This window comes from Pseudoalteromonas sp. SR43-2, assembly GCF_014163885.1.
Classification (GTDB): domain Bacteria; phylum Pseudomonadota; class Gammaproteobacteria; order Enterobacterales; family Alteromonadaceae; genus Pseudoalteromonas; species Pseudoalteromonas distincta.
The window spans coordinates 75639-99497 of sequence record NZ_JACJED010000001.1; the positions used below are offsets into that span (position 1 = coordinate 75639).

The window sequence follows — 23859 nt, forward strand, 5'->3', positions numbered from 1 at the left end:
TGTTATTTTTATTACATTAATAGTGCTATTTATTACTGAATTAAAATAAATATAGACTCACGACCACGTTGCACGCCAAGTACGATATTACCTTTGGTGTTTTCGATAATCTTATTCATATCACGAATAGTCTCTACTCGTTGACGATTCACTTGCATAATAATATCACCTTCTTCAAGGCCAACACGGGCAGAAGGTGAGCGAGGGTCTACAGACGTAACCTCAATACCTTTATTACTATTTTTTTGCACGTTTTCAAGTGTCGCGCCTTGGAAGGCAGGATGCAGCTCTTCGCCTGTCGCTGTAACACCTGATGCACCATCAAGAGTTACTTTTACCGTTTTAATTTTACCATCGCGGTAAATACCTAGTTTTATTTCGCGTCCTTCACCTAGCGTAGCAATTTTGCTGCGCAGCTCGTGGAAACCACTAATATCGCCGCCATTAATGCTAACAATTACGTCACCTGCTTTTATACCTGCTTTACTTGCGGCAGTGTCGTCCATTACTTGCATTACATAAGCACCTTGTTTGACGTCAAGTTGCTGCGCTTTAGCAAGGCCTGCATCAAGTGGGCGGCCAGAAATACCCAGCGAACCTCGGCGTACTTCACCGTGTTCAACAATTTGATCAACTAAGTTTTTCATCATGTTTGATGGAATGGCAAAACCAATACCCACGTTACCGCCAGAAGCACCTAAAATAGCAGTGTTAATACCAATCAATTCACCGTTTAAGTTAACTAATGCACCACCAGAGTTGCCTTGGTTAATAGCAGCATCGGTTTGAATGAAATCTTCGTAGCCCTCAATATTTAAACCACTACGGCCAAGAGCACTAACAATACCAGATGTAACTGTGTGGCTAAGTCCAAATGGGTTACCAATAGCGACAGCAAAGTCGCCCACTCGTAAACTATCTGAATTTGCGAGTTTTATTTCAGTTAAGTCATCAGCGTCTATTTGTAAAAGAGCGATGTCTGATTCTGTATCAGTACCAATTTTAGTTGCTTCAAATTCACGGCCATCTTCGAGGGTTACTACCATTTTTTCGGCATCTTGGATTACGTGATTATTAGTGACTACATAACCCTCATCAGCATCAATAATCACCCCAGAGCCTAATCCACTAAATTGACGCTTTTGACTGCGAGGCTGTTGCTGTCCAAAAAAGTATTCAAGCGGATCTGCACGGCGGCGTACTTCTTTTGAGCCTGAAACTTGGATACTTACAACACCTGGAGATATTTTCTCTAGCATGGGGGCAAGAGTTGGTAGTTGTTGACCATTTACTGCAATTGGCATTTTTGCATAAGACGCTACTGGGCTCATTAACAAGCTTGTAGATAGAATAGCTGCGCTGATAAGTGATAATTTCATTTTCATAGTCAGGGGTAACTCCACTTAAGATAAAGCAAAACAAAAAGGGCTACTTTACAGCAGCCCTTTTCGGTTTATTAAGATAAAACAACAAAGCTGTTATATCTAAAGACTATGGGGTCAAAAAAAAGTTCATCAAGATGCTTTAGAATGTTCTGAAACTTTATTTTGACCAGCAAATAAACCTGATTCACCTGAAACATAATCAGCTGGTTGTGCTGCCGCTGTAGAACGATCGCATTGACGCTCTTTTAATGAAGCCTGCAGTTGTTCTGTTGTTTCTTTTGAAAAGAATGGTTCAGCTGGTGCTTTATTTCTATCTTCTAGAAGAAGCTGGTTTGTTTCTTCAACGTGACTAAGCAGTTGATCATAGTTTTCTTTCATTTTATTTACGAGCTTACCAGTATTCGCTAAATGATCAGCTACATCTTGGCGATACTGCTCTAACGCATTTTCAGCTTGCTCTGCTTGCTCTTTTAATTCATCTTGTTTGAACTGTTTTTTAGTAACAAATGCGCCAATAAAAAATGCTACAACAGCAACAATAACAATCAAACCTACCCACATAACTGTGCCCATAAAAACTACCCCTTTGGGAAAATAACTAACGAATGCCGATTCAATTATAAATCATACTAAGTGTAATATACCCCGAGTTATGATGCGTGTTAATATGCTTTGCAAATTAAACTGTGTTTTAACTGTAAATAGATATGACTCCTTGGCAAACATACCAACAAGACTTAAAGCGAGATGACTTTGTACACGACGCAGCACAAGAAAATGCTGTGCGCCATTTACAACGTCTATACGATGACCTAACTCAGACAAAGCCAAAACAAAAAGGCTTTTTTGCTAAGCTATTTAGTAAAGAAGAACCTGCGCCTGTAAAAGGTTTGTACTTTTGGGGGGGAGTAGGGCGTGGTAAAACTTATTTAGTTGACACTTTTTACGAATCATTACCGGGCACACGTAAAATGCGTGTGCACTTTCATCGATTTATGCACCGAGTGCATAATGAGCTTAAAAAGCTAAATAATACGGCTAATCCATTAGAAAAAATTGCTGACACTTTTAAAGCAGAAACAGACATTATTTGCTTTGATGAGTTTTTTGTACAAGACATTACTGATGCCATGCTATTAGGTGGCCTAATGGAAGCGCTATTTGCACGGGGCATAGTACTTGTAGCAACCTCTAATATAGTGCCAGATGAACTTTACAGAAATGGCTTACAGCGAGCGCGTTTTATGCCAGCAATCGAGCTTGTTAAAAAAAATACCGAGATAGTTAATGTAGATTCAGGTATTGATTACCGATTACGTACTTTAGAGCAAGCTGAAATTTTTCACAGCCCATTAGATGAAGATGCGGATAAGAACCTATTTGAGTACTTCGATAAGTTATCGCCAGAGCCTGGGCAATTAGATGAGCCGATAGAGATAGAAGGGCGAAAAATCAAAACGCGTAAAGTAGCTAAATGCGTTGTGATGTTTGAGTTTAGTGAATTGTGCGAAACAGCACGTAGCCAGGTCGATTACATGGAGATTAGCCGCTTATACAATACGGTGATTATTTCTAACGTAAAACAGCTAGGGCAAACTAATGATGATGCTGCTAGACGCTTTATTGCTTTAGTGGATGAATTTTACGAGCGCCATGTAACTTTAATTATATCGGCTGAAAAACCTATTACCGAACTTTATACCCAAGGTAATTTAAACTTTGAATTTAAGCGTTGTATTAGTCGTTTACAAGAAATGCAATCCTTAGAATATTTAGCTAGAGAGCATTTAGTTTAAATAAGTAAGTAAATGTGAAATAGGGTAACTATAAAAAGAGGTACATATATAGTACTTCTTATTTCTGAAATTTCTTGTGGAAAAAACAACCGGCGAGTAGCAATGTGTTTTAAGTGCTGGTATACTCCCGCGTCTGCCACGTTGCGTTCTATGTCCTCATATAGTCTAGCCACTTGTGAGCGGCGCAAAAGTCTAAAACTCGAAGGGGTTATAGCAAACTTAGAGCAGTAGTTAATATTAACTACTTGTGGTTTTAATTGAAAAACATTGGATTTTTATAAATGAAAACGTTTGTTGCTAAACCAGAAACAGTAAAACGTGACTGGTACGTAGTTGACGCTGAAGGTAAAACTTTAGGTCGCATCGCTACTGAAATCGCTCACCGCCTACGCGGTAAGCATAAAGCTGAATACACTCCTCACGTAGATACTGGTGATTACATCATCGTTATCAACGCTGAAAAAGTTACTGTAACTGGTAACAAATTCAAAGATAAAGTGTACTACGCTCACTCTGGTTTTCCAGGTGGCCTTAAGTCTACTACTTTTGATAAACTTCAAGCTGCAAAGCCTGAAATGATCATCGAGAAAGCTGTAAAAGGCATGTTGCCACGTGGTCCTTTAGGCCGCGCTATGTACCGTAAACTTAAAGTTTACGCAGGTACTGAGCATAACCATGCTGCACAACAGCCTCAGGTTCTAGACATTTAAGGAGCACCATCATGGCAAATCAATACTACGGTACAGGTCGTCGTAAAAGTTCAAGTGCTCGCGTATTCTTACGCCCAGGCACTGGTAACATCGTAATCAACAAACGCTCTCTAGAAGAGTATTTTGGTCGCGAAACAGCACGCATGGTTGTTCATCAAGCTCTTGAGCTAGTTGATATGACTGAAAAATTTGACCTTTACATCACCGTTTCTGGTGGTGGTACAACTGGTCAAGCTGGTGCTATCCGTCACGGTATCACTCGTGCACTTATGGAGTTTGACGAGTCACTACGTCCACAACTTCGTAAAGCAGGTTTTGTTACACGTGATGCACGTAAAGTTGAACGTAAGAAAGTGGGTCTTAAGAAAGCGCGTAAGCGTCCACAGTTCTCAAAACGTTAATCTATACGTTATCAAGAATTCAAAAACCCAGCTTATGCTGGGTTTTTTGTTTTCCAATCAAAAAGTTTACATTTGCTACTTAATTTAAATTTGTTTATAGCGGTCGCCATACTTGGTATTGCTGTAATTAATGATGATCAAATTTATTAATAACTGCGTATTAATCGAACGAAAGTTAAAAAACACTCAGATAGCTGCAAAAAAGTTAAATAATTATCGTAATTAGTTTAAATCCATCAGTTAATTGGTGGAATTTTTTGCTACAATTGGCGTGGAAGTAAAATGAGTGAGTTTAACGACACTATGTACAGTTTTTACTGTTTCCTCTTAGTGGTGTTGATCTCGGTCAGTATATTGTTTTTACAGAAGCGTTATTATAGTCGTTCGGCTTTATTCTCGAGCTAGCTTAATCAAATTTTTGATCAAGTCAGGTTTATTCGAGCATGGGGCTTTGAATAACCTTGTTTTAATCAAGGGTTTTAATTATGATCGCTTCTATTTTAAAAATTTCGAATAATTAACCTGCTGTAACTGATGTTCTCAATATAGCAAGTGTTGAGAATCATAGTGGAGATAAGTGGATGAGCAATGCGCCTGTAGACAATGGCCGACGTCGCTTTTTAACCATAGCTACCTCTGTTGTAGGTGGTGTTGGTGCGGCTGGGGCTGCTGTTCCTTTTATTGCGTCTTGGAATCCAAGTGAGCGAGCTAAATCTGCGGGTGCGCCTGTAGAAGTAGATATCAGCAAACTTGAACCTGGACAATTAATACGTGTCGAGTGGCGTGGTAAACCTGTATGGGTTGTATCACGTACCCCAAAAATGCTTGAGCAGATGAAAGAACATGAAGGTCAACTTCGTGATCCGCAATCGCAAGAGCCACAACAATTAGAATCATCAACAAATGATTACCGTTCATTACGTCCAGAAATATTTTTGGCTGTAGGTATTTGTACGCATTTAGGATGTTCACCAGGCTTTTTACAAGGTAATTTTGGTGAGAAAGTAGAAGGGACTGATGACGGTTTCTACTGCCCGTGCCACGGTTCTAAATTTGATATGGCTGGTCGAGTATTTCAATCGGTACCTGCACCATTAAACTTAGAAATACCACCTTATACTTTTCTAGATGACACCACTATTTTAGTGGGCGAAGAAAGAGGGGTAGCCTAATGTTTGGTAAGATTATTGGTTGGATAGACGACCGAATCCCAATGACACGTGTTTGGAACATGCACATTGCACAGTATCCAGCACCTAAAAACTTTAACTTCTGGTACTTTTTTGGCTCACTAGCCATGTTAGTACTAGTAAACCAAATCCTAACAGGTATTTGGTTAACGATGAACTTTGTTCCGTCTGCTGAAGGTGCTTTTGCCTCGGTAGAGTACATCATGCGTGATGTAGAATATGGCTGGTTACTACGTTACTTGCACTCAACAGGTGCATCAGCGTTTTTCATCGTTGTATATATGCATATGTTCCGTGGCATGATCTACGGTTCTTACCAAAAACCGCGTGAATTACTGTGGTTATTTGGTATGTTCATTTTCTTAGCGCTAATGGCTGAAGCATTCATGGGATACTTATTACCATGGGGCCAAATGTCGTTCTGGGGCGCACAAGTAATCATTTCATTATTCGGTGCTATTCCGGTTATTGGTGATGACTTAACACTTTGGATCCGTGGTGACTACGTAATATCAGGTGCAACGCTTAATCGCTTCTTTGCATTACATGTAATTGCACTACCACTGGTTATTGTAATCTTAGTTTTCTTACACATTGTTGCTCTACACGAAGTGGGTTCAAATAACCCTGAAGGTATTGAGATTAAACGTAAGAAAGGCTCAGTAGCTGAAGAAGATAAGCCTAAATTTAAATTCCACGAGTATTACACTAACAAAAAAGACATTGTTGATGCGATACCGTTCCATCCTTACTACACAGTTAAAGATATTGTGGGTGTGGTTGGTTTCTTAATACTGTTTTGTTGGGTTGTGTTCTTTATGCCGGCGATGAATGGCTTCTTTTTAGAAGGTCCAAACTTCGAGGCAGCTAACCCACTTAAAACACCTGAGCATATTTTCCCGGTTTGGTACTTTACGCCATTCTATGCAATCTTACGTGCAATCCCTGATAAGTTAATCGGTGTTGCGGCGATGGGTGCATCGATTGTAGTACTTGCATTACTACCTTGGATAGACCGTGGTAGAGTTAAATCGGTTCGTTACCGTTGTGGTTTCCATAAATGGAACATTGCAGGCTTTGTTGTAACTTTCGTTCTTCTTGGTTGGGTGGGTGCAACTCCACAAACTGATATGAAAACGATTATTTCTCAAATCTGTACTGTGACTTACTTTATGTTCTTCGTACTGTTGTTTGTATACAGTAAGAACGAAAAAACTAAGCCATTGCCAGAGAGGTTAACGAAATGATGAAGAAGCTTATTATTGGTTTATTTGCTTTATCAGTAAACTTGTTGCCTAACATGGTTATGGCAGCAGGTCCGTCGGTTCCTTTAATGGAAGCGAATAACGACCTTACTGATCAACCATCTTTACAACGCGGTGCAAAGTTGTTCATGAACTACTGTCTTGGTTGTCACCAAATGCAGTATCAACGTTATGAGCGTACTTTTCGTGATATCGGTATCCCAACAGAAGTTGGTTTAGAGCAGTTAATTTTTGACGGCTCTAAAGTAGGTAGCCATATCACCAACGCAATTACAAAAGACGATGCAGCAAAATGGTTTGGTGCGGCTCCGCCGGATTTAACTCTAATTGCACGTGTAAAATCACCAGATTATATTTACACGTACCTAAAATCGTTTTATAAAGATGAATCTCGCCCGTTTGGAGTTAACAATATTGTTTTTCCATCGGTAGGTATGCCTCATGTTCTTCAAGAACTACAAGGTTTACCAACGCCTATCACTAAAGAAGTAGAAGAACATGGCCACACTGTGACCAAAGTTATTGCTACTGAAACTGATGGTACGGGTGAATTAAGCGTAGATGAATACGACCAAGCGGCTCGTGATTTAACAAACTTCCTTGAGTACGTGGGTGAACCTTCACGTCTTGAATCGGAAGCGCTAGGTATTAAGGTAATAGGATTCTTAATAATTCTATTTATCTTGGCATTTATGCTTAAGAAAGAATACTGGAGAGATGTTCATTAAGTTGAACATTTTTAAAGGTAATTTTGCAATAGGGGCTTAAGCCCCTTTTGCTGTTTTAGTTATTTAATGGAGGTATAGGCATGGCCGTAGCTGCCAATAAGCGCCCTGTAATGACCCTTTTTTCTGGTGCTAACTGTATGTATAGCCACCAAGTACGTATTGTACTTGCGGAAAAAGGTGTAAGTGTAGATATTCATTTGGCTGAAAAAGATAACTTGCCAGAAGCACTTCACGAAATTAACCCTTACGGCACAGTGCCAACACTGATTGACCGTGAGCTTGGTTTATACCAGGCAAACATCATCATGGAATACCTTGATGAGCGTTTTCCTCATCCTCCACTAATGCCTGTTTACCCGGTAATGCGTGGTCGTAGCCGCTTAATGATGCATCGTATTGATACTGACTGGTACAGCCTAGCTGACAAAATCAGTAACAACACGTCAGATGCTGCTCAAGCTCGTAAAGAGCTAACAGAAGCATTACTTGCTGTAGCACCTATTTTTAGCGAAGCACCTTACTTTATGAGTGAAGAGTTTAGCTTAGTAGACTGTTATTTAGCTCCACTATTATGGCGTTTACCAGAGTTTGGTATTGAGCTTAATGGTGCAGGTTCTAAAGAGCTTAAAGAGTACATGATCCGTTTATTTGAACGAGAGTCATTCCAAGCCTCTTTAACTGAAGCTGAGCGTGAGATCCGTTTATAATGACGCCTAATCGTCCTTATTTATTACGTGCTTTTTTTGATTGGATAGTCGATAACGAGTGTACACCGCATTTAGTGGTAGACGCTGGGTTTGCAAATGTACAAGTGCCAACACAGTTTGTTCAAGATGGACAAATTGTTTTAAACATAAGTCCATCAGCGGTCACACAGTTTTCGTTAGACTTAACCCAACTTAGCTTCAATGCGCGCTTTGGTGGTCAGCCAATGCAAGTGTATGTGCCTCTAGGTGCTGTGCTTGCAATATACGCGCGTGAAAATGGCGAAGGAACAGTCTTTACTGCAGATGAGTTTTTAGAGGACGAAGACGATTTTGTGCCTGAGCTTGAAAGTGTTGATTCATCAGCTGAATTTATTGATGAAACACCACCAGAAAAGCCACAGAAGAAAAAAGGCTCTCATTTACGCGTTATTAAATAATAAGTAAATGCCAAAAAAAAACCGCTTAATAAGCGGTTTTTTTATGTCTGTATTTTGTGTTTACAAGTATTCAAATACTTTAATTACACGCTCTACGCCAGATACATTTCGGGCAATGTTTACAGCTTGAGTAGACTCAGAGTCAGATACTAAACCCATTAAAAATACTTCAGCGTTTTCAGTAACTACTTTAATGTTATTACTGCTAATGTCTTTTGCTGTTAGTAGCTGAGCTTTTACTTTAGAAGTTAACCAAGAGTCATGCGTTTGTGTAGTAATGCCAATATTTGAGCCAATACGAATTTGGTTATGTATCTTACGAATACCTGAAACGCCCTCAATGGTACGCTGTGCTTCGTTTCTCATTTCTTCATTAGAGACTTGGCCTACAAGTAAAACAATACCGTTAACGCTTACAGCGCTTATATTGGCAAACTTTTCAAGGCGTTCTACTTCGCTAAGTGCAATACTGGCTTTTATTTCAATATTGTTATCGTCAATTTGAGAGCCAATGGTACGGCGATCGTTCGCTGCAGTTACTGCACTGGCTGTACCTGCAACAACAGCAGCTGCGCAGCCTTGTAGTAATACAACAGTACCTAAAACAATAAGAGAGCGTTTAAACATAATTTTCATCCTGAGGGAAAAGCGTTAAATCAACAAGTTCGCTTAAACAATGTAAGTTAACTAAATGGGATTCGATAATGCGGCTAGGGCGTTTAGATGGGGATCTAATTTCAACATCGTTAGGGCCAAGTAGGCCAACCAACTCGCCACCATCATCTCCAACCATAACTATGACCTTCATATCTTTAGTTAGTGCAGCTTCAACGGCAGAAATAACATGTTTTTCGTTACCGTTAATAGCCAGTACAAGCAGTAAATCACCTTGCTGAGCAAAAGCGCGGACTTGGCGAGCAAATGTATCGTGATCGTCTACCTGAGTACTTTGTCCAAGGTTAACGTTTTCTTGCGATAGAGCAATTGCGGGTAAACAAGGACGCTCGGTTTCATAGTGATTAACCAATACACCCGCCATGTGCTGGGCGAGCATGTGGCAATTTGCAGTACCGCAGCAAATGAGTTTATTTCCGTTGATCAGACTTTGTGCAATAGTAAATGCAGCTGACTCAAGCGCACTAGGTAGCACTTCACCAGCAGCGATTTGAACTTGAATGCTTTCTGTAAAAATTTCTTTAATTGTGTCTTGCATAGCCTACCAATAATTTATCTTTGTATTTGCGTTTAAAATACATTTTTAAGCCAATTAATATTAGGAGATGCATCTCCTGTAATGGCTACATAATCAATTCTTAGTGCTTGGTTAGTTAAATTTTTAGCTGCTAAGTAATGATAAATACTACGTTTTAATCGAGCTTGTTTTTGTGGGCTAAGTGCATAGTTGGCACCGCCACGGGCATTATTTTTGCGAAACTTGACCTCAATGAATACAAGGGTGTCGCCTTCTTTCATAATGACATCAAGCTCGCCAAAGGGGCAGTAATAATTACGTTCAATGGGTGTTAAGCCTTGAGTAACTAAGTATTTTTGCGCTTCAAGCTCATAATACTGGCCTTTTTCGCGACTATTGTGCCACAGCTCTTTAAACCACGACATGCCGCCCCCTTAACTTAATAAAGTTTAATTTATAGTTTGTATATCACCCGCTGATTGCATAAACAATGGTACCGGGCGTTGTGTTTCTAATTGCACAGGCTTAATGCGACGGTTTGTATATTGAGCCCAGTCGAGCATACGTTCTATATGGCCGCTGGTATTAACAGATAACTTACCACTTAAACCACTATATTGATTGCTTGGCATTACGCTTAACTGTCTAATGTCATGTAGTATTGATACTGCATCGTACGCCATTGCAAATAAGCGTTGGCTAATATCAATTTGTTCAGGCCATAGAGAGTTGTACTGCTGGCGTAAATTATGTTGTTTAATTTGTGAATCAAGCATCCACGGTAATTCAGTGAAGTATAGGCCGTCTAAGTCGCCTTTGTCTGTACTGTCAATTTGTTTACTATGACTTTTAGAGCTTGCATAAAGTGGGATACGATCAGCAAATGTACTGACGTTTACATCAAGGTAAGGTTTAATTAGGCGAGTTTCTATTGCATCACCCAAAATATAAATAACGTCTATATCACTGCGTGAACGCGTTTCGTTTTCTACTTCTTGCTTAAATAATGCTTTAACTGTTTGTATGCGATTTTTTGACTTATCAACTTCTAATAAGCTGGTAATTGTGTTCGGCATATCTTTTTTATCGTTATAAAAACCGATTTGTGGCTTGGTTTCGCTGTAGCGTTGCCACTGTAGGTTAAAATAATCAACTAAACGTTGGCCATTTGCATTATTTGGCGCAAGCAGCATAGGCTTTTGATAGCCCTTAGTTAAAAAGTGTTCCAGAGCTTGCTGTACTTCGTGCTCAGGGTTCAATGCAAAGTAATAATGCTGAAGCGAAATGCGCTCACCATCAAAGGTGTTTAAATGCAGTACTGGAGTATCAATAAGAGTTTGTGCATTGGCTAGTTTATCAATATTTGCTTTAAGTAGAGGACCAATTACAAAATCAGGCTTTATTTCTTCAAGTTGCGCTGCGATTTCCTCAGTGCTTAGGTTTTCATCAATAAAAATAGTGTCGTTGATAGTTTGCGTATCAAGTGCAGCTAACACACCGGCTTTAAGCGCATCACCTAAGCGTTCGTTAGGGCCTGATTGTGGAAACAACACAACTAAACGCTCTATATTAATAGGGGCGAGCTCAGTAAGCATTTCGTCTTGTTCAGGTAATACAGAAGAAGCCGGATGCCCAATATAGCGCCTGCGCCAATTATTAATTGCTTGGTCTAGCTCCACGCCACTACTTGCATATACTTGATAGTATAGACCAAGGTTTACCCAGCCTTGCTGGATAACCGAACCACGGTTAAAACGTTCAAGCGCATATGAAGAGAGCTGTTTTAAGTTATCCCACAAATTTTGATTGAGCTGAGGGATTTCTATATTATTTTTTGTGGCTGTTTCAGAAGCTCTAAAGAAATAAGGGGCAGCTTTTTTTGGAAAATTTTGCGATGCATAAATACTGGCTGTTAAAAACTGATGCCAAGCAAAATGCTCAGGTTGAGTAAGTTGTCCGTCTAGCGATTGTAAAATCACCAAAGCTTGATCATTCTTATTCTGTTGTTTTTGTGCAAATGCTATATAAAGACGGTTTTGGATTTGATCAACACTTGCGGTTAATTCAAGCTCATTACCTATTTTCTCTAACAAAGGCCAGTTCTGCTCACTAATTGCGGCATCACGGGCGCTATACAATAACTGTATTTTATCGGCACCTTGGCGGTTTTGCGCCAATTGGTAGATAGATTGCGCACTGGTTGCCTGATTTTGCGGTGCATTAGTGCGGTTACTTACGTTATCGCTGTTTTTAGTTGGTTTTTCGGTTGTGCTACACGCCGATAACCCTGACAATATAATTAATAGACTAACTAGTTTAAGTCGCACAATGATTTCCCAATACGTTAACGCGATTTGCTTATATTACTGACTGACGCAGGAGACCTCAATGTTAAATGAGGAGAATTCACAGAAAATTGGCACTCTTTACATTGTTGCCACCCCAATTGGCAATTATGACGACTTAAGTCACCGTGCCATTGCGACATTATCGCAAGTTGACTTAATAGCTGCTGAAGACACTCGCCATACCGGCAAGCTACTTAGCCACTTTGGAATTAAGGCAAAAACGTTTGCATTACACGACCACAACGAAAAGCAAAAAGCACAGCAAATTATTGATCAACTTAATCAAGGTTTAAATATTGCTTTAGTATCTGACGCTGGTACACCGCTAATTAGTGATCCAGGCTACGCTGTGGTAAATCTATGTCGCGAACAAGGCGCTCATGTTACACCTGTTCCAGGTGCATGTGCTGCAATTACAGCCGTATGTTGTTCAGGCTTACCAACTGACCGCTTTCAGTTTATTGGTTTCACGCCAGCTAAAAGCAAAGCTCGCCAAGACTTTTTTACCGAAGCTGTTAACTCAGGCATTACCAGCATAATGTACGAAAGTACGCACCGTATTATGGCAAGCCTTGATGATTTAGCACTAGCCCTTGGTGATGAGCAGCAAGTCGTGTTTGCTAAAGAGCTAACCAAAACCTTTGAAACATTTTTTAATGGTAGTGTAAGTGAGCTTAAACAGTTTTTAACAGATGATCCTACCAAGCAGCGCGGCGAAATAGTGCTGATGCTTGCGGGCAAACCAAAGCAAATAGACGATGTTCCGCCTGAAGCGCGCAAAATGTTGGCACTTCTTGAAAGTGAAATGCCAATGAAAAAAGCCTGTGGCGTTGTAGCCGAATACTTTGGTATGAAGAAAAACGCTTTATATAAAACAATTATTGAAGAAAAAGAGTAAATTTTACTGCGCTTGGTATTAGCCTCATGTATACTGCGCGCCGAGTCAGCCAAGATGATCGCTGCCTGTGACGAAAATGATCAGGGGGAGGAAAGTCCGGGCTCCATAGGGCAGAGTGCCAGCTAACGGCTGGGGGGCGTGAGCCCACGACAAGTGCAGCAGAGAGGAGACCGCCAATCTCGATTGGTAAGGGTGAAAGGGTGCGGTAAGAGCGCACCGGGCCGCTAGTAATAGTCGGTTGCAAGGTAAACTCCACTCGGAGCAAGACCAAATAGGGTTCTATCATTTTAAATAATGAACGCGTGGCCCACGTGAGAACCGGGTAGGTTGCTTGAGCCATAGAGCGATTTATGGCCTAGACGAATGATTATCACTTTCTTCGGAAAGGACAAAACCCGGCTTATAGGCTGACTCACTCATTCAATAAAAAGCCCGCAGTTAACGCTGCGGGCTTTTTTGTGTCTAAATTTTAGTTAATACAACTTCAGCATCTTTAAATAATATTTTTACCTTGTTCTGGATCGCGAGATTGCTCTGCTTGTTCACGTATTTCGTCGGTATCACTGCTCACATCATCAAGTGTTTTAGTTTGCTCAACAGTTTCATTCTTTCCGTTTTGTATTTGCGATGGTTGTTTTTCCTCTAAACTAGAAACACTTTCACTAGGGTCGGTGAGTATAATTCGCTCTCGTGCGTCATCTGGCATACTGATGTTTTGTTTTGTGAACTCATTGACTAATTCGCGCATAAGTTGAGAGGCTACTTTTAATGGACTGTGCTGCTCGCTATTAACCCAAAAATACAAAACAAAGTTAATAGTAGATGAGCCTAAGTTTTTTATTAAAACCTGCGCGGGTGGATCGCTAAGTACCGCATTTTGTTGATTCGCAATATCTAGGGCGAGGGTTTGTGCGCTGCGTATATCGTTATCATAGCCAATACCAATTTCTACTTTTCCGCGCATTTTTGGATTAGCAGTCAGGTTTTTAATAGTATTTTTATATACCGTCGCATTGGGTATTTGAATATGATTGCCATCGTAATCAACAAGTGTGGTTGCTCTTGCGGTTACTTTTTTAACAACACCTAAACGATTGTCTACTTCAATTACATCGTCGATTTTAAAAGGCCTTTGTATGCTCAGTAATAAACTAGCGATAAAGTTCTCAGCTATGTCTCTAAAGGCAAAACCTAATATAAGTCCTATTAGTCCCGTTCCACTCATAATGGCAACAGCAAACTCGGTAAGCCCTGCTAAGCGCAGGAATAAGTACACGCCAAATAAAATAATTAAAGTGCTTATACTGCGCCTAACAACTAGATGAACTAGTTTACTGTCAGTCATGTAGTCAATAGGCTTTATAAGCAATCGAGAAAGTGGCCCTGCAATTAAATAGCTTAATGCTAAAAGTATTATACCGAGTAATAGTGTGGGTAATATTTGCGCTGTTGCATGAAGTAATTGCACAGCTTGTTCATGAAAAAACTGCCACGTAAACACATCGCCTTGAAAACTTTGTGTGCTGGGAAGCGTATTGTTTAAAGCTATAATGTTTGATTGGCTACTAGGCATGGCTTATCGTCCGTATTTGGTTTTTATAATCGTTAATATTAGGTAACAGCAAGTTTAGTACCAAATACTTTATTTAACTTGGCAAACATTTTGCTGTAGTAATGTAATACAAATATTGAGGTTTAGAATGAAAGAAGCTAAACGAGGACAGCAAGCTGAGCAGCCTGGTCATATCCCTTTTATAGGTTGGTGGGATATTGTTAAGCGCATTTTTAAGCAAATGAGTGAAGATAACTTATCTATAGTGGCAGCGGGTGTGGCATTTTATGCGTTACTTGCTATTTTTCCGGCCATTGCGGCGATGGTATCTGTGTATGCATACTTTTCATCCCCTGCAGATATAAGTGATCATTTAAGTAAAATAGTTACTTTGCTCCCACCAAGTACCAGTGAACTAATCTTATCTCAGGTTTCTAGCCTTGCAAAAACATCAAGTGCCAGCTTGAGCTTAAGTGCAATTGGTACGCTTATACTTACCATTTGGAGTAGTTCTAAGGGCAGCCAAGCACTTATTACTGCGTGTAATATTAGTTATCGTGAATATGAAAAACGTTCATTTTTTAAAGCTCAATTAGTACGCTTTTTATTTTCGGTAGGGGCGATTGTTGTCGCAATTTTTGCGTTATTAATTATTGGTATTTTACCTATTGTGCTTAATTTAGTGGGGCTAAAAGAAAGTATAGATTTATTAATTAAACTCATCTCTTGGCCATTATTAGCTTTTACCTTTAATTTTGCATTGGTACTTTTATATCGTTATGCCCCACACCGTAAACCGGCCAAATGGCGTTGGATCACTATGGGTTCGTCTATTGCTACTGTACTTTGGATTTTGGCATCTATAGGTTTTTCTTTTTATGTGTCGCGTTTTTCTAGTTACAACGAAACTTACGGCTCACTAGGTGGTGTAGTGATCATGTTGATGTGGTTGTACATCAGCGCTTATATAATCACATTAGGTGCTGTTATTAATGCAGCTACTGAGCAGCAAACAGGTAAAGACAGTACTATAGGCCCAGCTAAAGAGCGTGGGCAGCGAGGCGCCTATGTGGCAGATCACCTCGATGTAAAAAACGAATAGCTAGCTAAGTTAGTGAGAGCCGTAAGCTGCTCTTTAAACTCTTGTGCTGCAGGACCAAGCCTGTCGTTGTCGTTGCACATTAAATATAAATTAAGGGTACGGGTTGTACCTTGGTCTAAATTAAGTGGGATGAGCGTTTTATCTTCAATTAAATGTGCTATTTGTGTTTTTGGCAGCCAAGCGTAACCCAAATTTTGACTAACCATATCAATAGAGTTGCGTAAATGGCTGACTGTCCAGCGCATATCAGCACCTAACCAGCCATCATTGTGACTGGTGTGGGTTGCTGAGTCGCGAACTACTATTTGCCGGTGTAGCTTTAAATCGCGAAAGTTGAGTTGTTCAGTTTGTTGGTGTAATACATGGTCTTTATGCGCAACGGCTATAAACTCTATATCGCATAACGTACTGCAACTAATTCCATAGATAGGAATTGATGAAATGGCTAAATCAACCACTGAGTTATGTAGTAATTCGTTTGCACCGGTTAGCACGCTTTCTACTAAATCAATCTTTAAAAGCGGGTAAAGTTCACTCGTTTTAGCAAGTGCCTGGTATAAAATGGTGTGTGGAAAAACTTCATCAACAGCTATTTTTAATGTGCTTTCTACGCCTTCGCTTAGCGTGCTCGCTACCGATTCTATTTTAGTTGCTTCTTCAATTAAAAATTCAGCTCTACGTAAAATTAGTTTACCGCTATCGGTTAAAAATGCTTTACGACCTTTTACTTCAAGCAACTTAATTTGCAAGGCGGCTTCAAGTTTTTGAACAGCATGGTGTACGGTTGACTGACTTTTATGTACAGCCGCACTTGCGCCTGCAAATCCGCCGTGATCCACAACCGCTTTAAACATTCGCCATTGCTCTAATGTTGCTTTTGCCATTTTTAAATCCTGTTACTACTTATATCTGATTGCTTAACTTGACCGCGCAGACGCATTATTTATTGCGTAACAGTGATTTTTTGTTTATTTATTTTAATAAAGCGACTTTTTTATCAGCTAGAAGTGCCATAAAACTGCTTTTATTTAAAGGTCTTGAAAATAAATAACCTTGTCCGTAATCACATCCGGCCTCAAGTAATAGCTGCATTTGTAATTTAGTTTCAATTCCTTCGGCGATTACTTTTAAGCCCAGTTGATGCGCCATAACAATTATTGCTTCACACAGTGCAAGTTCTTGACTGCCTACTTGGATATTATCAACAAAACGTTTATCTATTTTTAAATAGTCGGTATCCATTTCTTGTAAGTAAGCGAGTGACGAATATCCTGTACCAAAATCATCAAGGGCAAGCTGCATACCTGATTTTACTATTTCTTTTAAGCGACGTTGCGTTAATGCTTCGGGGTTAATCATTAGGCCTTCAGTTATTTCTGCCACAATTGAGGATGCAGGTAATCTTGCAGCTTTTAGCATATCGTACCATTCATCTATACCACTCTCTGGCGTGGATAACTGCACAGGGGATACGTTAACACTTATTTGAAAAGTATCATCGGTTAGGGTTTTTATATCTTTAAGCGTTTGCAAGGTTTGAGCAAATACAAATTGGCCAATTGCATTTATTTGCCTGGTTTCTTCAGCAAGTGAAATAAATGCGACAGGGCTAATTAGGCCTTTTTCGGGATGTTGCCAACGAATAAGTGCTTCAGCTTTATGAATATGTAAATCATTCAAAGCAACAATGGGCTGATAAAACAACTCAAACTGCTCAAGTTCTATGGCACTTCGTAAGTCTTTTAATAGCACCATGCGTGCGTGTGCATATTCGCGCATGTCAGCAGAGAAAAACTCAAAACAGTTACGACCAGTACTTTTTGCTTTATACATAGCCTGATCGGCTGCTTTTAAAAGCTGTTCAGTATTTTCACCATCATTAGGGGCGCATGCTATGCCCATGCTGGCGCTAATAAATAATTCTTCGTTTTCAAGATGCAAAGCCGACGATAGGCTAAGCAAAATATTACTGGCAATTTGATTAATATGACGCGTACTTTTTATACGATTAAACACAATAACAAACTCATCACCACCAATACGTGCCACAAACTCAGCATTTTTTGCCGACTGGACTATGCGTTGCGATACGAGTTTTAATAAGTTATCACCATAGTGATGGCCTAATGTGTCATTAATATCTTTAAAGTGATCTATATCTAAAAGCATGACAACCAATTGATTGTCGGGAGTAACAATGCTTGAAAATCGTTGATTTAATCGCTCCTTTAACTCTAAACGATTTGGTAAGTCAGTTAGGTGATCAAAGTGAGCTTGTCGCCAAATTGTTTCATCGGCTTGTTTTTTCTCAGTGAGGTCTGTAAATATCGCGATTCGACGAATAGGTGCGTTGTTTGTATCATAAACCGTATCGATTGTGAGCCACTCAGAGTAAAGCTGCCCGTTCTTTTTACGGTTAATAACCTCGCCTTGCCAGCGGCCTGTTTGCTGTAATTCAGACCACATTTTATTGTAAAAATTCTTATCATGTTTTCCTGATGAAAGAATTGAAGAGGAGCGCCCAATAACTTCTTCTTTATTATATAAAGTCGTTTTGCAAAACGCAGGGTTTACATCAAATATTATACCCGCTGGATCGGTGATTGCCATGCCTTCACTACTGTTGTTATACACTAGCAAGGCAAGGTGGAGTGCTTCTTCATTTATTTTTCGTTGTGTTATATCCCTTAGCACAACAACGTATTCATTTTTACTTTGCATTGCACTAATACGTGCTTCAAAGCTACGTTTAGGATCTGATTTTTCGAGTGTAAATTCTAAATTACTCGAAACATCAAGCTTAGATAACTGCGATAACAAAAGCTGCACATTGTTGTGAGAAAGTATTGATGATAAATGAGGTGCTGCAGTGCTGTTTGGGTTTACTTGAGGCTTAAATTGCCCCGTTATGTTGAGAATATCGCCATGGATGTTAATTCTAACGTAACTGTCGGGTAGAGTATTAAGCAAGCTGGTAAGCTCATCGTGCTTGTTTTTTAAATTAGCCTCGGCTGTTAACCTGGTTTGCGCCATTGATTTAAAGCGCTGATAGAGAGTATTTAGCTCTGGATTATTTGGCTGTATTTTTTGTGACGGCATTTCGCCCTTAGCCAACACGTTTGTTGCATTTGTTAGATTATTAATTGGGTCGATAATGCTGGTTTTAAGCAGCTTACGTGCAATTAAACATAGCACTAGCAGTGATAAAATAAACACACCAATCGCTATAAAAAAATTATTATTTATTTGCTTTAAAGCATGTGTAATAGGAAGTGCAATATGTATATTTAAGCTGTTATTACTTGGATCTTTATAAATAATAGAGTGATGAAGCATTCGATCTTCACCCTTAATAGATTTTATTTTTGTTGATGCCTCATTATCAATCGAAGAATCAGTTGCTAATAAAGTCTTTGCAATATTATCGCCAAGGGCTGCAGTTGTTGGTGGGTAACGCGCTAAAATTTTTCCATTAGAATCAGCGATTGCAGCAATAGAGCCAGGTGGCAATTCAATATTATTAAAAGCATTGTTCCACCAGTCAAGCGCAACAACGATAACTACAACGCCCTGAATTACATTTTTTTTATTAATGATAGGTAACGCAAAGTTAAGGGTGTTTTTTTGCAAGTTTCTATCGTGCTGAAAATAACCTACTGACAATTGGTTACTTTTTAAGGCATTTTGAAAATACGCACGATCTGCAATACTTATTGTTTTGGTTAATCCGCTTGTTGTACACATAACAATGCCATTTGGATCTATAATCCCGATATTGGCAACATGGGCATAAATAGCTCTAAATTGATTAAAATAATAAGGGCAGGACGTTGCTAAATTTTCTTTCTTACTTTCCTCTTTAGCCAAATAACGCGCTAAACGGTCAATATCATCGACTAAGTGCTTTTGCTGTAAAATTAATTGCTTAGCAATGTTTTCTACTTTTTTTTCACTTTGCTCAATAGAGTGGTGGCGTTCAAGCAGCAGAGTAAAAATAATTACAGCGGTGCCCGGAATACTTAGCAATATAAGCAAACGATAAAGCTGATGTTTGAGAGAATAAGTAAAAATAACCATTCCTTAGTTTCGTATTTTGCAATAACAATTGTAGCCAAATTCACTCCAAATAACCATAGTAATTATAAGGTTGAAAATGTAACCAATGAATCAATGTCGTTCTATTTTTTAGAACCTTAAGCTCGATTTAAAGACATAGTTGTTTTGTTTAATGAATGATTTAATAGCCTCATAAACTTATTCTTTAGAGTGAATTAAAAAATGAAAATATCAAAAATACTTACAGCTTATGCAACTCAAGATGGCGATGGCGTGAACATTAGCCGTATACCTGGGTTTGATGGTAAATATTTAGATCCATTTTTGATGATTGATGAACTTAAGTCAGATGACAAAAAAGATTATATGGGAGGCTTTCCTGAGCATCCGCACCGAGGAATTGAAACGTTTACTTATATTCTAAAAGGTGGCTTTGAACATCGTGACCAAATGGGTAACAAAGAAGCTATTAAAGCAGGCGATGTGCAATGGATGAGCACAGGGCGCGGCGTCATGCACAGTGAAATGCCACTCGCTGATGCTATAGATGGTCTGCATGGCTTTCAAATTTGGATAAACATGCCAAGCGCAGAAAAAATGCGTGATTCACGTTATCAAGATACGACTAAAAACCCAGCTCCTAGTTTTACAAATACGCAAGGCGTGACGTTAAAAGCACTTGCGGGATCGTGGCAGTTCGAAAGTGAAACGCTTGCAAGCGAGCTGCAAAGTTTAGCTGCTAATGCGGCGCTCGCTGATATTATATTACCTGCTGGTAAAAGCACTTATTTAGAGCCTCTTAGCCAACAAAAAGTAATGCTTTATATTCATAGCGGCTCACTAATAATGAGCGACAATCAAACAATACCAGCGGGTAAGTTACTTATTTTAGAACCAGGCAGTGATATTAATATTAGCTCTGAGCACGGCGCTGGTGTTTTGGTTTTAGCAGGCGATCCACTTAATCAACCTATTGCTCATATGGGGCCGTTTGTAATGACGACGCAAGCTGAAATACAGCAAGCGGTACGTGATTATCAAAACGGCGAGTTTGGCAAAATATAAAGGTATTTTTAGGAGAGTTTTATGGGATTATTAGTTAGCGGTCAATGGCAAGATAAATGGTACGACACAGATTCAAGTAACGGTAAGTTTGAACGCGAAACGGCGCAGTTACGTCACTGGGTAACTGTTGATGGTAGCGCTGGAATAACGGGCGAGGCCGGATTTAAAGCACAAGCGAACAGATATCATTTATATGTGTCACTTGCGTGTCCTTGGGCGCATCGAACGCTTATATTTAGAGCGTTAAAAGGACTGCAAGATTTAATTACGGTGTCGGTTGTTAGCCCTGATATGCTTGATAGTGGTTGGGCTTTTGATACGCAAAACCACAGTACTGGTGATGCTTTATTTAATAGTAACTACTTACATCAAGTGTATACAAAAAATAATCCTAAGTATTCCGGGCGAGTTACCGTACCCGTATTGTGGGATAAAAAGCTAAATAAAATTGTCAGTAATGAGTCTGCCGATATTATACGTATGTTCAATAGTGCATTTGATGAATTAACAGGTAATAACGATGATTACTACCCAGAGGCACTACGACCAAAAATTGATGAATTAAATGCGTTGATTTATCCAAGTATAAATAATGGTGTTTATCGTACGGGATTCGCAACAACTCAAGATGCATACGAAGAGGCGTTTAACGATTTATTCATAGCACTCGATAAAGTAGAAGGGATACTGAGCAAGCAGCGTTATTTAACAGGTAATAGGCTCACCGAGGCAGATTGGCGATTATTCACTACACTCATTCGGTTTGATAGTGTGTACGTTGGCCATTTTAAATGTAATTTACGCACAATTGAAAGCTACCCTGCATTGAGTGGATACCTTAGAGAGCTATATCAAGTTAAAGGAGTGGCTGAAACAGTTGATTTTTATCATATTAAGCGTCATTACTATTTTAGTCACACAATGATCAACCCAACACAAGTTGTGCCAAGTGGTCCAAGTATTGATTACTTATCTGATCACGGTAGAAATGTTTAGCGCTTAAGCTATCAAGTTCACTAGCCAGCCGTATTTTCTTACGAAGCTGGTTTCGCTTTTACCCGCTTGTACTGCTGCACCTGCGATAAAGGCACTTGAAAGCCCAACTTTGGTTACGGCAAAACGCTTTAGTCTATATTGGAACGCTGCATGATGTTGGCGTTTCAATTCACTGCGCGTATCCATCTGCTTACTTAGAGCATCAACGTTTTCATTAGGTGCTTTAATTAAGTAGTTAACTAACATACTAATTTCCTTGTAGGTTAAATAGCTGCTTTAAACTTTTAAGCGTTTTACTAAAGCCAATTTTATTGCTTAAGTAAACTGTATTTTTCCAAAGCCATATTAAACAAGCAACTTGTAGCAAAGTAGCTGTTGCAATACTTAGCCATACCGACCCAAAAACATCGTATACACCGTATCCAACAGCACCTAGAAATCCTGCCCACAACAAAACCAAACCACTGGCAAAGCATCCTAAAAATATAGTGATCAATGCAAGCGATCTAAGCGATAACCGCCATTCAGCTTTAGCAAGCTGGTGGGTGATCTTTCCTTGAGTCTGGTAATCATCCTTGAGCTGCTTAGAATACTCTAAAAGCATTGCAACATGATCTTGCCAATCGTCCTTTTGGCTATGTTGCTCAGTAGTTTGGTCTTGCGCATTACCATCCTTGGTTGCTGTTGTTTGTGGGTTATTCATCACTAATTACTTACGACGAAGTAGTGATGTGATTAGCATACCCGCAGCAAAAGCAATACCCGCAGTTGCTAATGGATTTTCAGAAGCAAAAGCACGAGTTTTTGCAGTACATTCGCTTAGTTTTTCACGTGCGATAAGTTGTTTTTCGCTCAATGCATCTGCTGAGCTAGAAGCTCCTTTACGCACACTGCTTTCAGCTGTTGCAGCTTTGCTAGAAAGTGCATCTACAGCATCGTGCGCCGCTGATGTTGCTTTCTCTGTAAGAGGAGACTCAGTATTTGTTAGTTTAACGTCAGGCTTAACATCTGAAGTTGTATTTGGTTTCGTATTCGTTGCAGTAGCCATAATCAATCCTTAATAAGTTAAAAATTTAAATAGTGATTTAGATGATGCAATGATTAAACCAAACTTGTTATTTATTTTAACTGACTGAATTTTATAGGTTTTGTTTGTTTTTTTTAATTTTTGATAATTAGTATTTTAAAATAAACAGTAACTATTACTACACGGCTAGGTAAATTTTACAAAGAGGATAAAAACGCCTTAAAAATTGTAAATATTCATTGGTTATTCAGTAAGCAAAGCATGTAAACAGAAAGTTATAAAAGCAAAGCTGATATTTTTCTTTACCTCAATCCCACTTTTTCCCACGTAATTCAAACGCTTCGCTTGAGCCCTTATTTTTTCTAGCTTTGGGACTCACTAAAGCTGGTCAGCTTACTTGACAAAATGGCTTGTCAAGCCCTAAACTGGAGCACTGTGGTAAAAAGTGGTTTTTAGTGGATCTCATTGGATAAAATAAACAAAAAATTGAATAAAACAATTTCAAAGTAGGTTTTTTATGTTTCGTGGCGCGAGTTCACTGAGTTTGGATGATAAGGGGCGTTTTGCGGTACCGACAAAGTACCGAGAATCTCTGTTGTCTGAAGATCAGGGGACAGTTATTTGTACCGTCGCATTAAATGAACCGTGTTTATGGTTATATCCATTGGCTGAGTGGCTCGAAATAGAAAGCCGTTTAGCGAAAATATCTAATATGAATCCACGAGCTCGACGAATGCAACGTATGTTGCTAGGTAACGCTACAGAGTATCAACTTGATAAAAATGGTCGAATTTTGCTTGCGCCGTCATTACGTGCCCATGCATCTCTTGGCAAAAAAATCATGCTGGTTGGTTTGATGAATAAGTTTGAAATTTGGGACGAGGCGCGTTGGCACGAGCAAATGCAGCAAGATACTGAGCTTGAAAGGCTTGGTGATTTTGAACCTAACCAAGATTTAGATAATTTTACACTCTAACGGCACAAAAAAAGGCACACAATAGCTA

The 23859-nt window shown here is 39.4% G+C and carries 25 protein-coding genes and 1 other RNA gene; 14 read left to right on the plus strand and 12 right to left on the minus strand.

Features of this window, described 5'->3' with window-relative positions:
* Positions 1-32: 32 nt before the first annotated feature.
* Positions 33-1385 (minus strand): Do family serine endopeptidase, encoded by a 1353-nt coding sequence (locus H5120_RS00415; protein ID WP_182670943.1) that lies wholly within the window; start codon positions 1383-1385, stop codon positions 33-35.
* 129 nt (positions 1386-1514) lie between these two features.
* Positions 1515-1958 carry a YhcB family protein gene (locus H5120_RS00420; RefSeq protein WP_002957957.1) on the minus strand — a complete coding sequence of 148 codons (444 nt, stop codon included), beginning with the start codon at positions 1956-1958 and terminating at the stop codon, positions 1515-1517.
* A gap of 134 nt (positions 1959-2092) precedes the next feature.
* Between H5120_RS00420 and zapE the strand changes: the two genes are divergently transcribed.
* The 8 genes from zapE (at position 2093) to H5120_RS00460 (ending at position 8619) form a co-directional block, all read left to right on the plus strand.
* Positions 2093-3181, plus strand: coding sequence for a cell division protein ZapE (gene zapE / locus H5120_RS00425; protein WP_002957958.1), 1089 nt, complete (start codon positions 2093-2095; stop codon positions 3179-3181).
* A 281-nt stretch (positions 3182-3462) separates the two neighbouring features.
* Positions 3463-3891, plus strand: a complete 429-nt coding sequence (rplM, locus tag H5120_RS00430; protein WP_002957960.1) for a 50S ribosomal protein L13 — start codon at positions 3463-3465, stop codon at positions 3889-3891.
* A gap of 8 nt (positions 3892-3899) precedes the next feature.
* Positions 3900-4292 (plus strand): 30S ribosomal protein S9, encoded by a 393-nt coding sequence (gene rpsI / locus H5120_RS00435; protein ID WP_024595789.1) that lies wholly within the window; start codon positions 3900-3902, stop codon positions 4290-4292.
* Between the two features lie 581 nt (positions 4293-4873).
* Positions 4874-5464 carry a ubiquinol-cytochrome c reductase iron-sulfur subunit gene (petA, locus tag H5120_RS00440; RefSeq protein ID WP_002957962.1) on the plus strand — a complete coding sequence of 197 codons (591 nt, stop codon included), beginning with the start codon at positions 4874-4876 and terminating at the stop codon, positions 5462-5464.
* Positions 5464-6729 (plus strand): cytochrome b N-terminal domain-containing protein, encoded by a 1266-nt coding sequence (locus H5120_RS00445; protein WP_002957963.1) that lies wholly within the window; start codon positions 5464-5466, stop codon positions 6727-6729. The genes petA and H5120_RS00445 overlap by 1 nt, the downstream gene beginning before the upstream one ends.
* Entirely contained in the window at positions 6726-7475 is a 750-nt protein-coding gene (locus tag H5120_RS00450) for a cytochrome c1 (RefSeq protein ID WP_002957964.1), read from the plus strand. Before H5120_RS00445 ends, H5120_RS00450 begins: the two co-directional genes overlap by 4 nt.
* Positions 7476-7555: 80 nt before the next feature.
* The gene (gene sspA / locus H5120_RS00455; RefSeq protein ID WP_002957965.1) at positions 7556-8182 is read left to right on the plus strand and encodes a stringent starvation protein SspA; all 627 of its coding nucleotides are present in this window, start codon (positions 7556-7558) and stop codon (positions 8180-8182) included.
* A complete protein-coding gene (locus tag H5120_RS00460; RefSeq protein WP_002957966.1) occupies positions 8182-8619 on the plus strand; it encodes a ClpXP protease specificity-enhancing factor in 438 nt (145 codons plus the stop codon). The genes sspA and H5120_RS00460 overlap by 1 nt, the downstream gene beginning before the upstream one ends.
* A 60-nt stretch (positions 8620-8679) precedes the next feature.
* Here the strand turns inward: H5120_RS00460 and dolP are convergent, their stop codons facing one another.
* The 4 genes from dolP to H5120_RS00480 are packed head-to-tail and all read right to left on the minus strand — an operon-like array spanning position 8680 to position 12138.
* Positions 8680-9246, minus strand: coding sequence for a division/outer membrane stress-associated lipid-binding lipoprotein (gene dolP / locus H5120_RS00465; protein ID WP_002957967.1), 567 nt, complete (start codon positions 9244-9246; stop codon positions 8680-8682).
* Positions 9239-9832 (minus strand): SIS domain-containing protein, encoded by a 594-nt coding sequence (locus H5120_RS00470; protein ID WP_002957968.1) that lies wholly within the window; start codon positions 9830-9832, stop codon positions 9239-9241. The genes dolP and H5120_RS00470 overlap by 8 nt, the downstream gene beginning before the upstream one ends.
* A 32-nt stretch (positions 9833-9864) precedes the next feature.
* The gene (locus H5120_RS00475) at positions 9865-10236 is read right to left on the minus strand and encodes a YraN family protein (RefSeq protein WP_182673264.1); all 372 of its coding nucleotides are present in this window, start codon (positions 10234-10236) and stop codon (positions 9865-9867) included.
* A gap of 24 nt (positions 10237-10260) precedes the next feature.
* Positions 10261-12138 (minus strand): penicillin-binding protein activator, encoded by a 1878-nt coding sequence (locus H5120_RS00480; protein WP_182673265.1) that lies wholly within the window; start codon positions 12136-12138, stop codon positions 10261-10263.
* Positions 12139-12199: 61 nt separating this feature from the next.
* Between H5120_RS00480 and rsmI the strand changes: the two genes are divergently transcribed.
* Complete coding sequence (gene rsmI, locus H5120_RS00485) at positions 12200-13057, plus strand: 16S rRNA (cytidine(1402)-2'-O)-methyltransferase (protein ID WP_024595588.1); 858 nt, start codon at positions 12200-12202, stop codon at positions 13055-13057.
* A 41-nt stretch (positions 13058-13098) separates the two neighbouring features.
* An RNA gene (gene rnpB, locus H5120_RS00490) (RNase P RNA component class A) lies at positions 13099-13476 on the plus strand.
* A gap of 74 nt (positions 13477-13550) precedes the next feature.
* Here the strand turns inward: rnpB and H5120_RS00495 are convergent.
* Entirely contained in the window at positions 13551-14630 is a 1080-nt protein-coding gene (locus H5120_RS00495; RefSeq protein WP_182673266.1) for a mechanosensitive ion channel family protein, read from the minus strand.
* Positions 14631-14757: 127 nt separating this feature from the next.
* Between H5120_RS00495 and H5120_RS00500 the strand changes: the two genes are divergently transcribed.
* Positions 14758-15711, plus strand: a complete 954-nt coding sequence (locus H5120_RS00500; protein ID WP_182670939.1) for a YihY/virulence factor BrkB family protein — start codon at positions 14758-14760, stop codon at positions 15709-15711.
* Here the strand turns inward: H5120_RS00500 and H5120_RS00505 are convergent.
* Positions 15687-16595, minus strand: a complete 909-nt coding sequence (locus H5120_RS00505) for a LysR family transcriptional regulator (protein WP_182670938.1) — start codon at positions 16593-16595, stop codon at positions 15687-15689. The two genes, H5120_RS00500 and H5120_RS00505, sit on opposite strands and share 25 nt — an antisense overlap.
* An 88-nt stretch (positions 16596-16683) precedes the next feature.
* Positions 16684-19788: an EAL domain-containing protein gene (locus tag H5120_RS00510; protein ID WP_182673267.1), complete on the minus strand. Its 3105-nt coding sequence runs from the start codon at positions 19786-19788 to the stop codon at positions 16684-16686.
* Between the two features lie 201 nt (positions 19789-19989).
* Between H5120_RS00510 and H5120_RS00515 the strand changes: the two genes are divergently transcribed.
* Both H5120_RS00515 and H5120_RS00520 read left to right on the plus strand, forming a co-directional pair.
* Positions 19990-20832, plus strand: a complete 843-nt coding sequence (locus H5120_RS00515; RefSeq protein WP_182673268.1) for a pirin family protein — start codon at positions 19990-19992, stop codon at positions 20830-20832.
* 21 nt (positions 20833-20853) lie between these two features.
* Positions 20854-21828: a glutathione S-transferase family protein gene (locus tag H5120_RS00520; protein WP_182673269.1), complete on the plus strand. Its 975-nt coding sequence runs from the start codon at positions 20854-20856 to the stop codon at positions 21826-21828.
* A gap of 3 nt (positions 21829-21831) precedes the next feature.
* On the opposite strand, the gene H5120_RS00525 is transcribed toward H5120_RS00520, so the two are convergent.
* Genes H5120_RS00525 through H5120_RS00535 form a run of 3 tightly spaced genes read right to left on the minus strand, consistent with a single transcriptional unit; the run spans position 21832 to position 22876 of the window.
* Positions 21832-22074: a hypothetical protein gene (locus H5120_RS00525; protein ID WP_024596383.1), complete on the minus strand. Its 243-nt coding sequence runs from the start codon at positions 22072-22074 to the stop codon at positions 21832-21834.
* Position 22075: 1 nt separating this feature from the next.
* Positions 22076-22531, minus strand: coding sequence for a hypothetical protein (locus tag H5120_RS00530; RefSeq protein ID WP_024596382.1), 456 nt, complete (start codon positions 22529-22531; stop codon positions 22076-22078).
* 6 nt (positions 22532-22537) lie between these two features.
* Positions 22538-22876: a hypothetical protein gene (locus H5120_RS00535; protein WP_002957982.1), complete on the minus strand. Its 339-nt coding sequence runs from the start codon at positions 22874-22876 to the stop codon at positions 22538-22540.
* 496 nt (positions 22877-23372) lie between these two features.
* Here H5120_RS00535 and mraZ point away from each other — a divergent pair, with 496 nt between their 5' ends.
* Positions 23373-23831 (plus strand): division/cell wall cluster transcriptional repressor MraZ, encoded by a 459-nt coding sequence (gene mraZ / locus H5120_RS00540; RefSeq protein ID WP_007582904.1) that lies wholly within the window; start codon positions 23373-23375, stop codon positions 23829-23831.
* Positions 23832-23859: the final 28 nt, after the last annotated feature.

What these genes read in the sequence shown, in the direction of transcription:
- H5120_RS00415 (WP_182670943.1), bottom strand. Translation starts at nt 1,385, where the DNA reads ATGAAAATGAAATTATCACTTATCAGCGCAGCTATTCTATCTACAAGC.
- H5120_RS00420 (WP_002957957.1), bottom strand. Translation starts at nt 1,958, where the DNA reads ATGGGCACAGTTATGTGGGTAGGTTTGATTGTTATTGTTGCTGTTGTA.
- zapE (WP_002957958.1), top strand. Translation starts at nt 2,093, where the DNA reads ATGACTCCTTGGCAAACATACCAACAAGACTTAAAGCGAGATGACTTT.
- rplM (WP_002957960.1), top strand. Translation starts at nt 3,463, where the DNA reads ATGAAAACGTTTGTTGCTAAACCAGAAACAGTAAAACGTGACTGGTAC.
- petA (WP_002957962.1), top strand. Translation starts at nt 4,874, where the DNA reads ATGAGCAATGCGCCTGTAGACAATGGCCGACGTCGCTTTTTAACCATA.
- H5120_RS00445 (WP_002957963.1), top strand. Translation starts at nt 5,464, where the DNA reads ATGTTTGGTAAGATTATTGGTTGGATAGACGACCGAATCCCAATGACA.
- H5120_RS00450 (WP_002957964.1), top strand. Translation starts at nt 6,726, where the DNA reads ATGATGAAGAAGCTTATTATTGGTTTATTTGCTTTATCAGTAAACTTG.
- sspA (WP_002957965.1), top strand. Translation starts at nt 7,556, where the DNA reads ATGGCCGTAGCTGCCAATAAGCGCCCTGTAATGACCCTTTTTTCTGGT.
- H5120_RS00460 (WP_002957966.1), top strand. Translation starts at nt 8,182, where the DNA reads ATGACGCCTAATCGTCCTTATTTATTACGTGCTTTTTTTGATTGGATA.
- dolP (WP_002957967.1), bottom strand. Translation starts at nt 9,246, where the DNA reads ATGTTTAAACGCTCTCTTATTGTTTTAGGTACTGTTGTATTACTACAA.
- H5120_RS00470 (WP_002957968.1), bottom strand. Translation starts at nt 9,832, where the DNA reads ATGCAAGACACAATTAAAGAAATTTTTACAGAAAGCATTCAAGTTCAA.
- H5120_RS00475 (WP_182673264.1), bottom strand. Translation starts at nt 10,236, where the DNA reads ATGTCGTGGTTTAAAGAGCTGTGGCACAATAGTCGCGAAAAAGGCCAG.
- rsmI (WP_024595588.1), top strand. Translation starts at nt 12,200, where the DNA reads ATGTTAAATGAGGAGAATTCACAGAAAATTGGCACTCTTTACATTGTT.
- H5120_RS00495 (WP_182673266.1), bottom strand. Translation starts at nt 14,630, where the DNA reads ATGCCTAGTAGCCAATCAAACATTATAGCTTTAAACAATACGCTTCCC.
- H5120_RS00500 (WP_182670939.1), top strand. Translation starts at nt 14,758, where the DNA reads ATGAAAGAAGCTAAACGAGGACAGCAAGCTGAGCAGCCTGGTCATATC.
- H5120_RS00505 (WP_182670938.1), bottom strand. Translation starts at nt 16,595, where the DNA reads ATGGCAAAAGCAACATTAGAGCAATGGCGAATGTTTAAAGCGGTTGTG.
- H5120_RS00510 (WP_182673267.1), bottom strand. Translation starts at nt 19,788, where the DNA reads ATGGTTATTTTTACTTATTCTCTCAAACATCAGCTTTATCGTTTGCTT.
- H5120_RS00515 (WP_182673268.1), top strand. Translation starts at nt 19,990, where the DNA reads ATGAAAATATCAAAAATACTTACAGCTTATGCAACTCAAGATGGCGAT.
- H5120_RS00520 (WP_182673269.1), top strand. Translation starts at nt 20,854, where the DNA reads ATGGGATTATTAGTTAGCGGTCAATGGCAAGATAAATGGTACGACACA.
- H5120_RS00525 (WP_024596383.1), bottom strand. Translation starts at nt 22,074, where the DNA reads ATGTTAGTTAACTACTTAATTAAAGCACCTAATGAAAACGTTGATGCT.
- H5120_RS00530 (WP_024596382.1), bottom strand. Translation starts at nt 22,531, where the DNA reads ATGAATAACCCACAAACAACAGCAACCAAGGATGGTAATGCGCAAGAC.
- H5120_RS00535 (WP_002957982.1), bottom strand. Translation starts at nt 22,876, where the DNA reads ATGGCTACTGCAACGAATACGAAACCAAATACAACTTCAGATGTTAAG.
- mraZ (WP_007582904.1), top strand. Translation starts at nt 23,373, where the DNA reads ATGTTTCGTGGCGCGAGTTCACTGAGTTTGGATGATAAGGGGCGTTTT.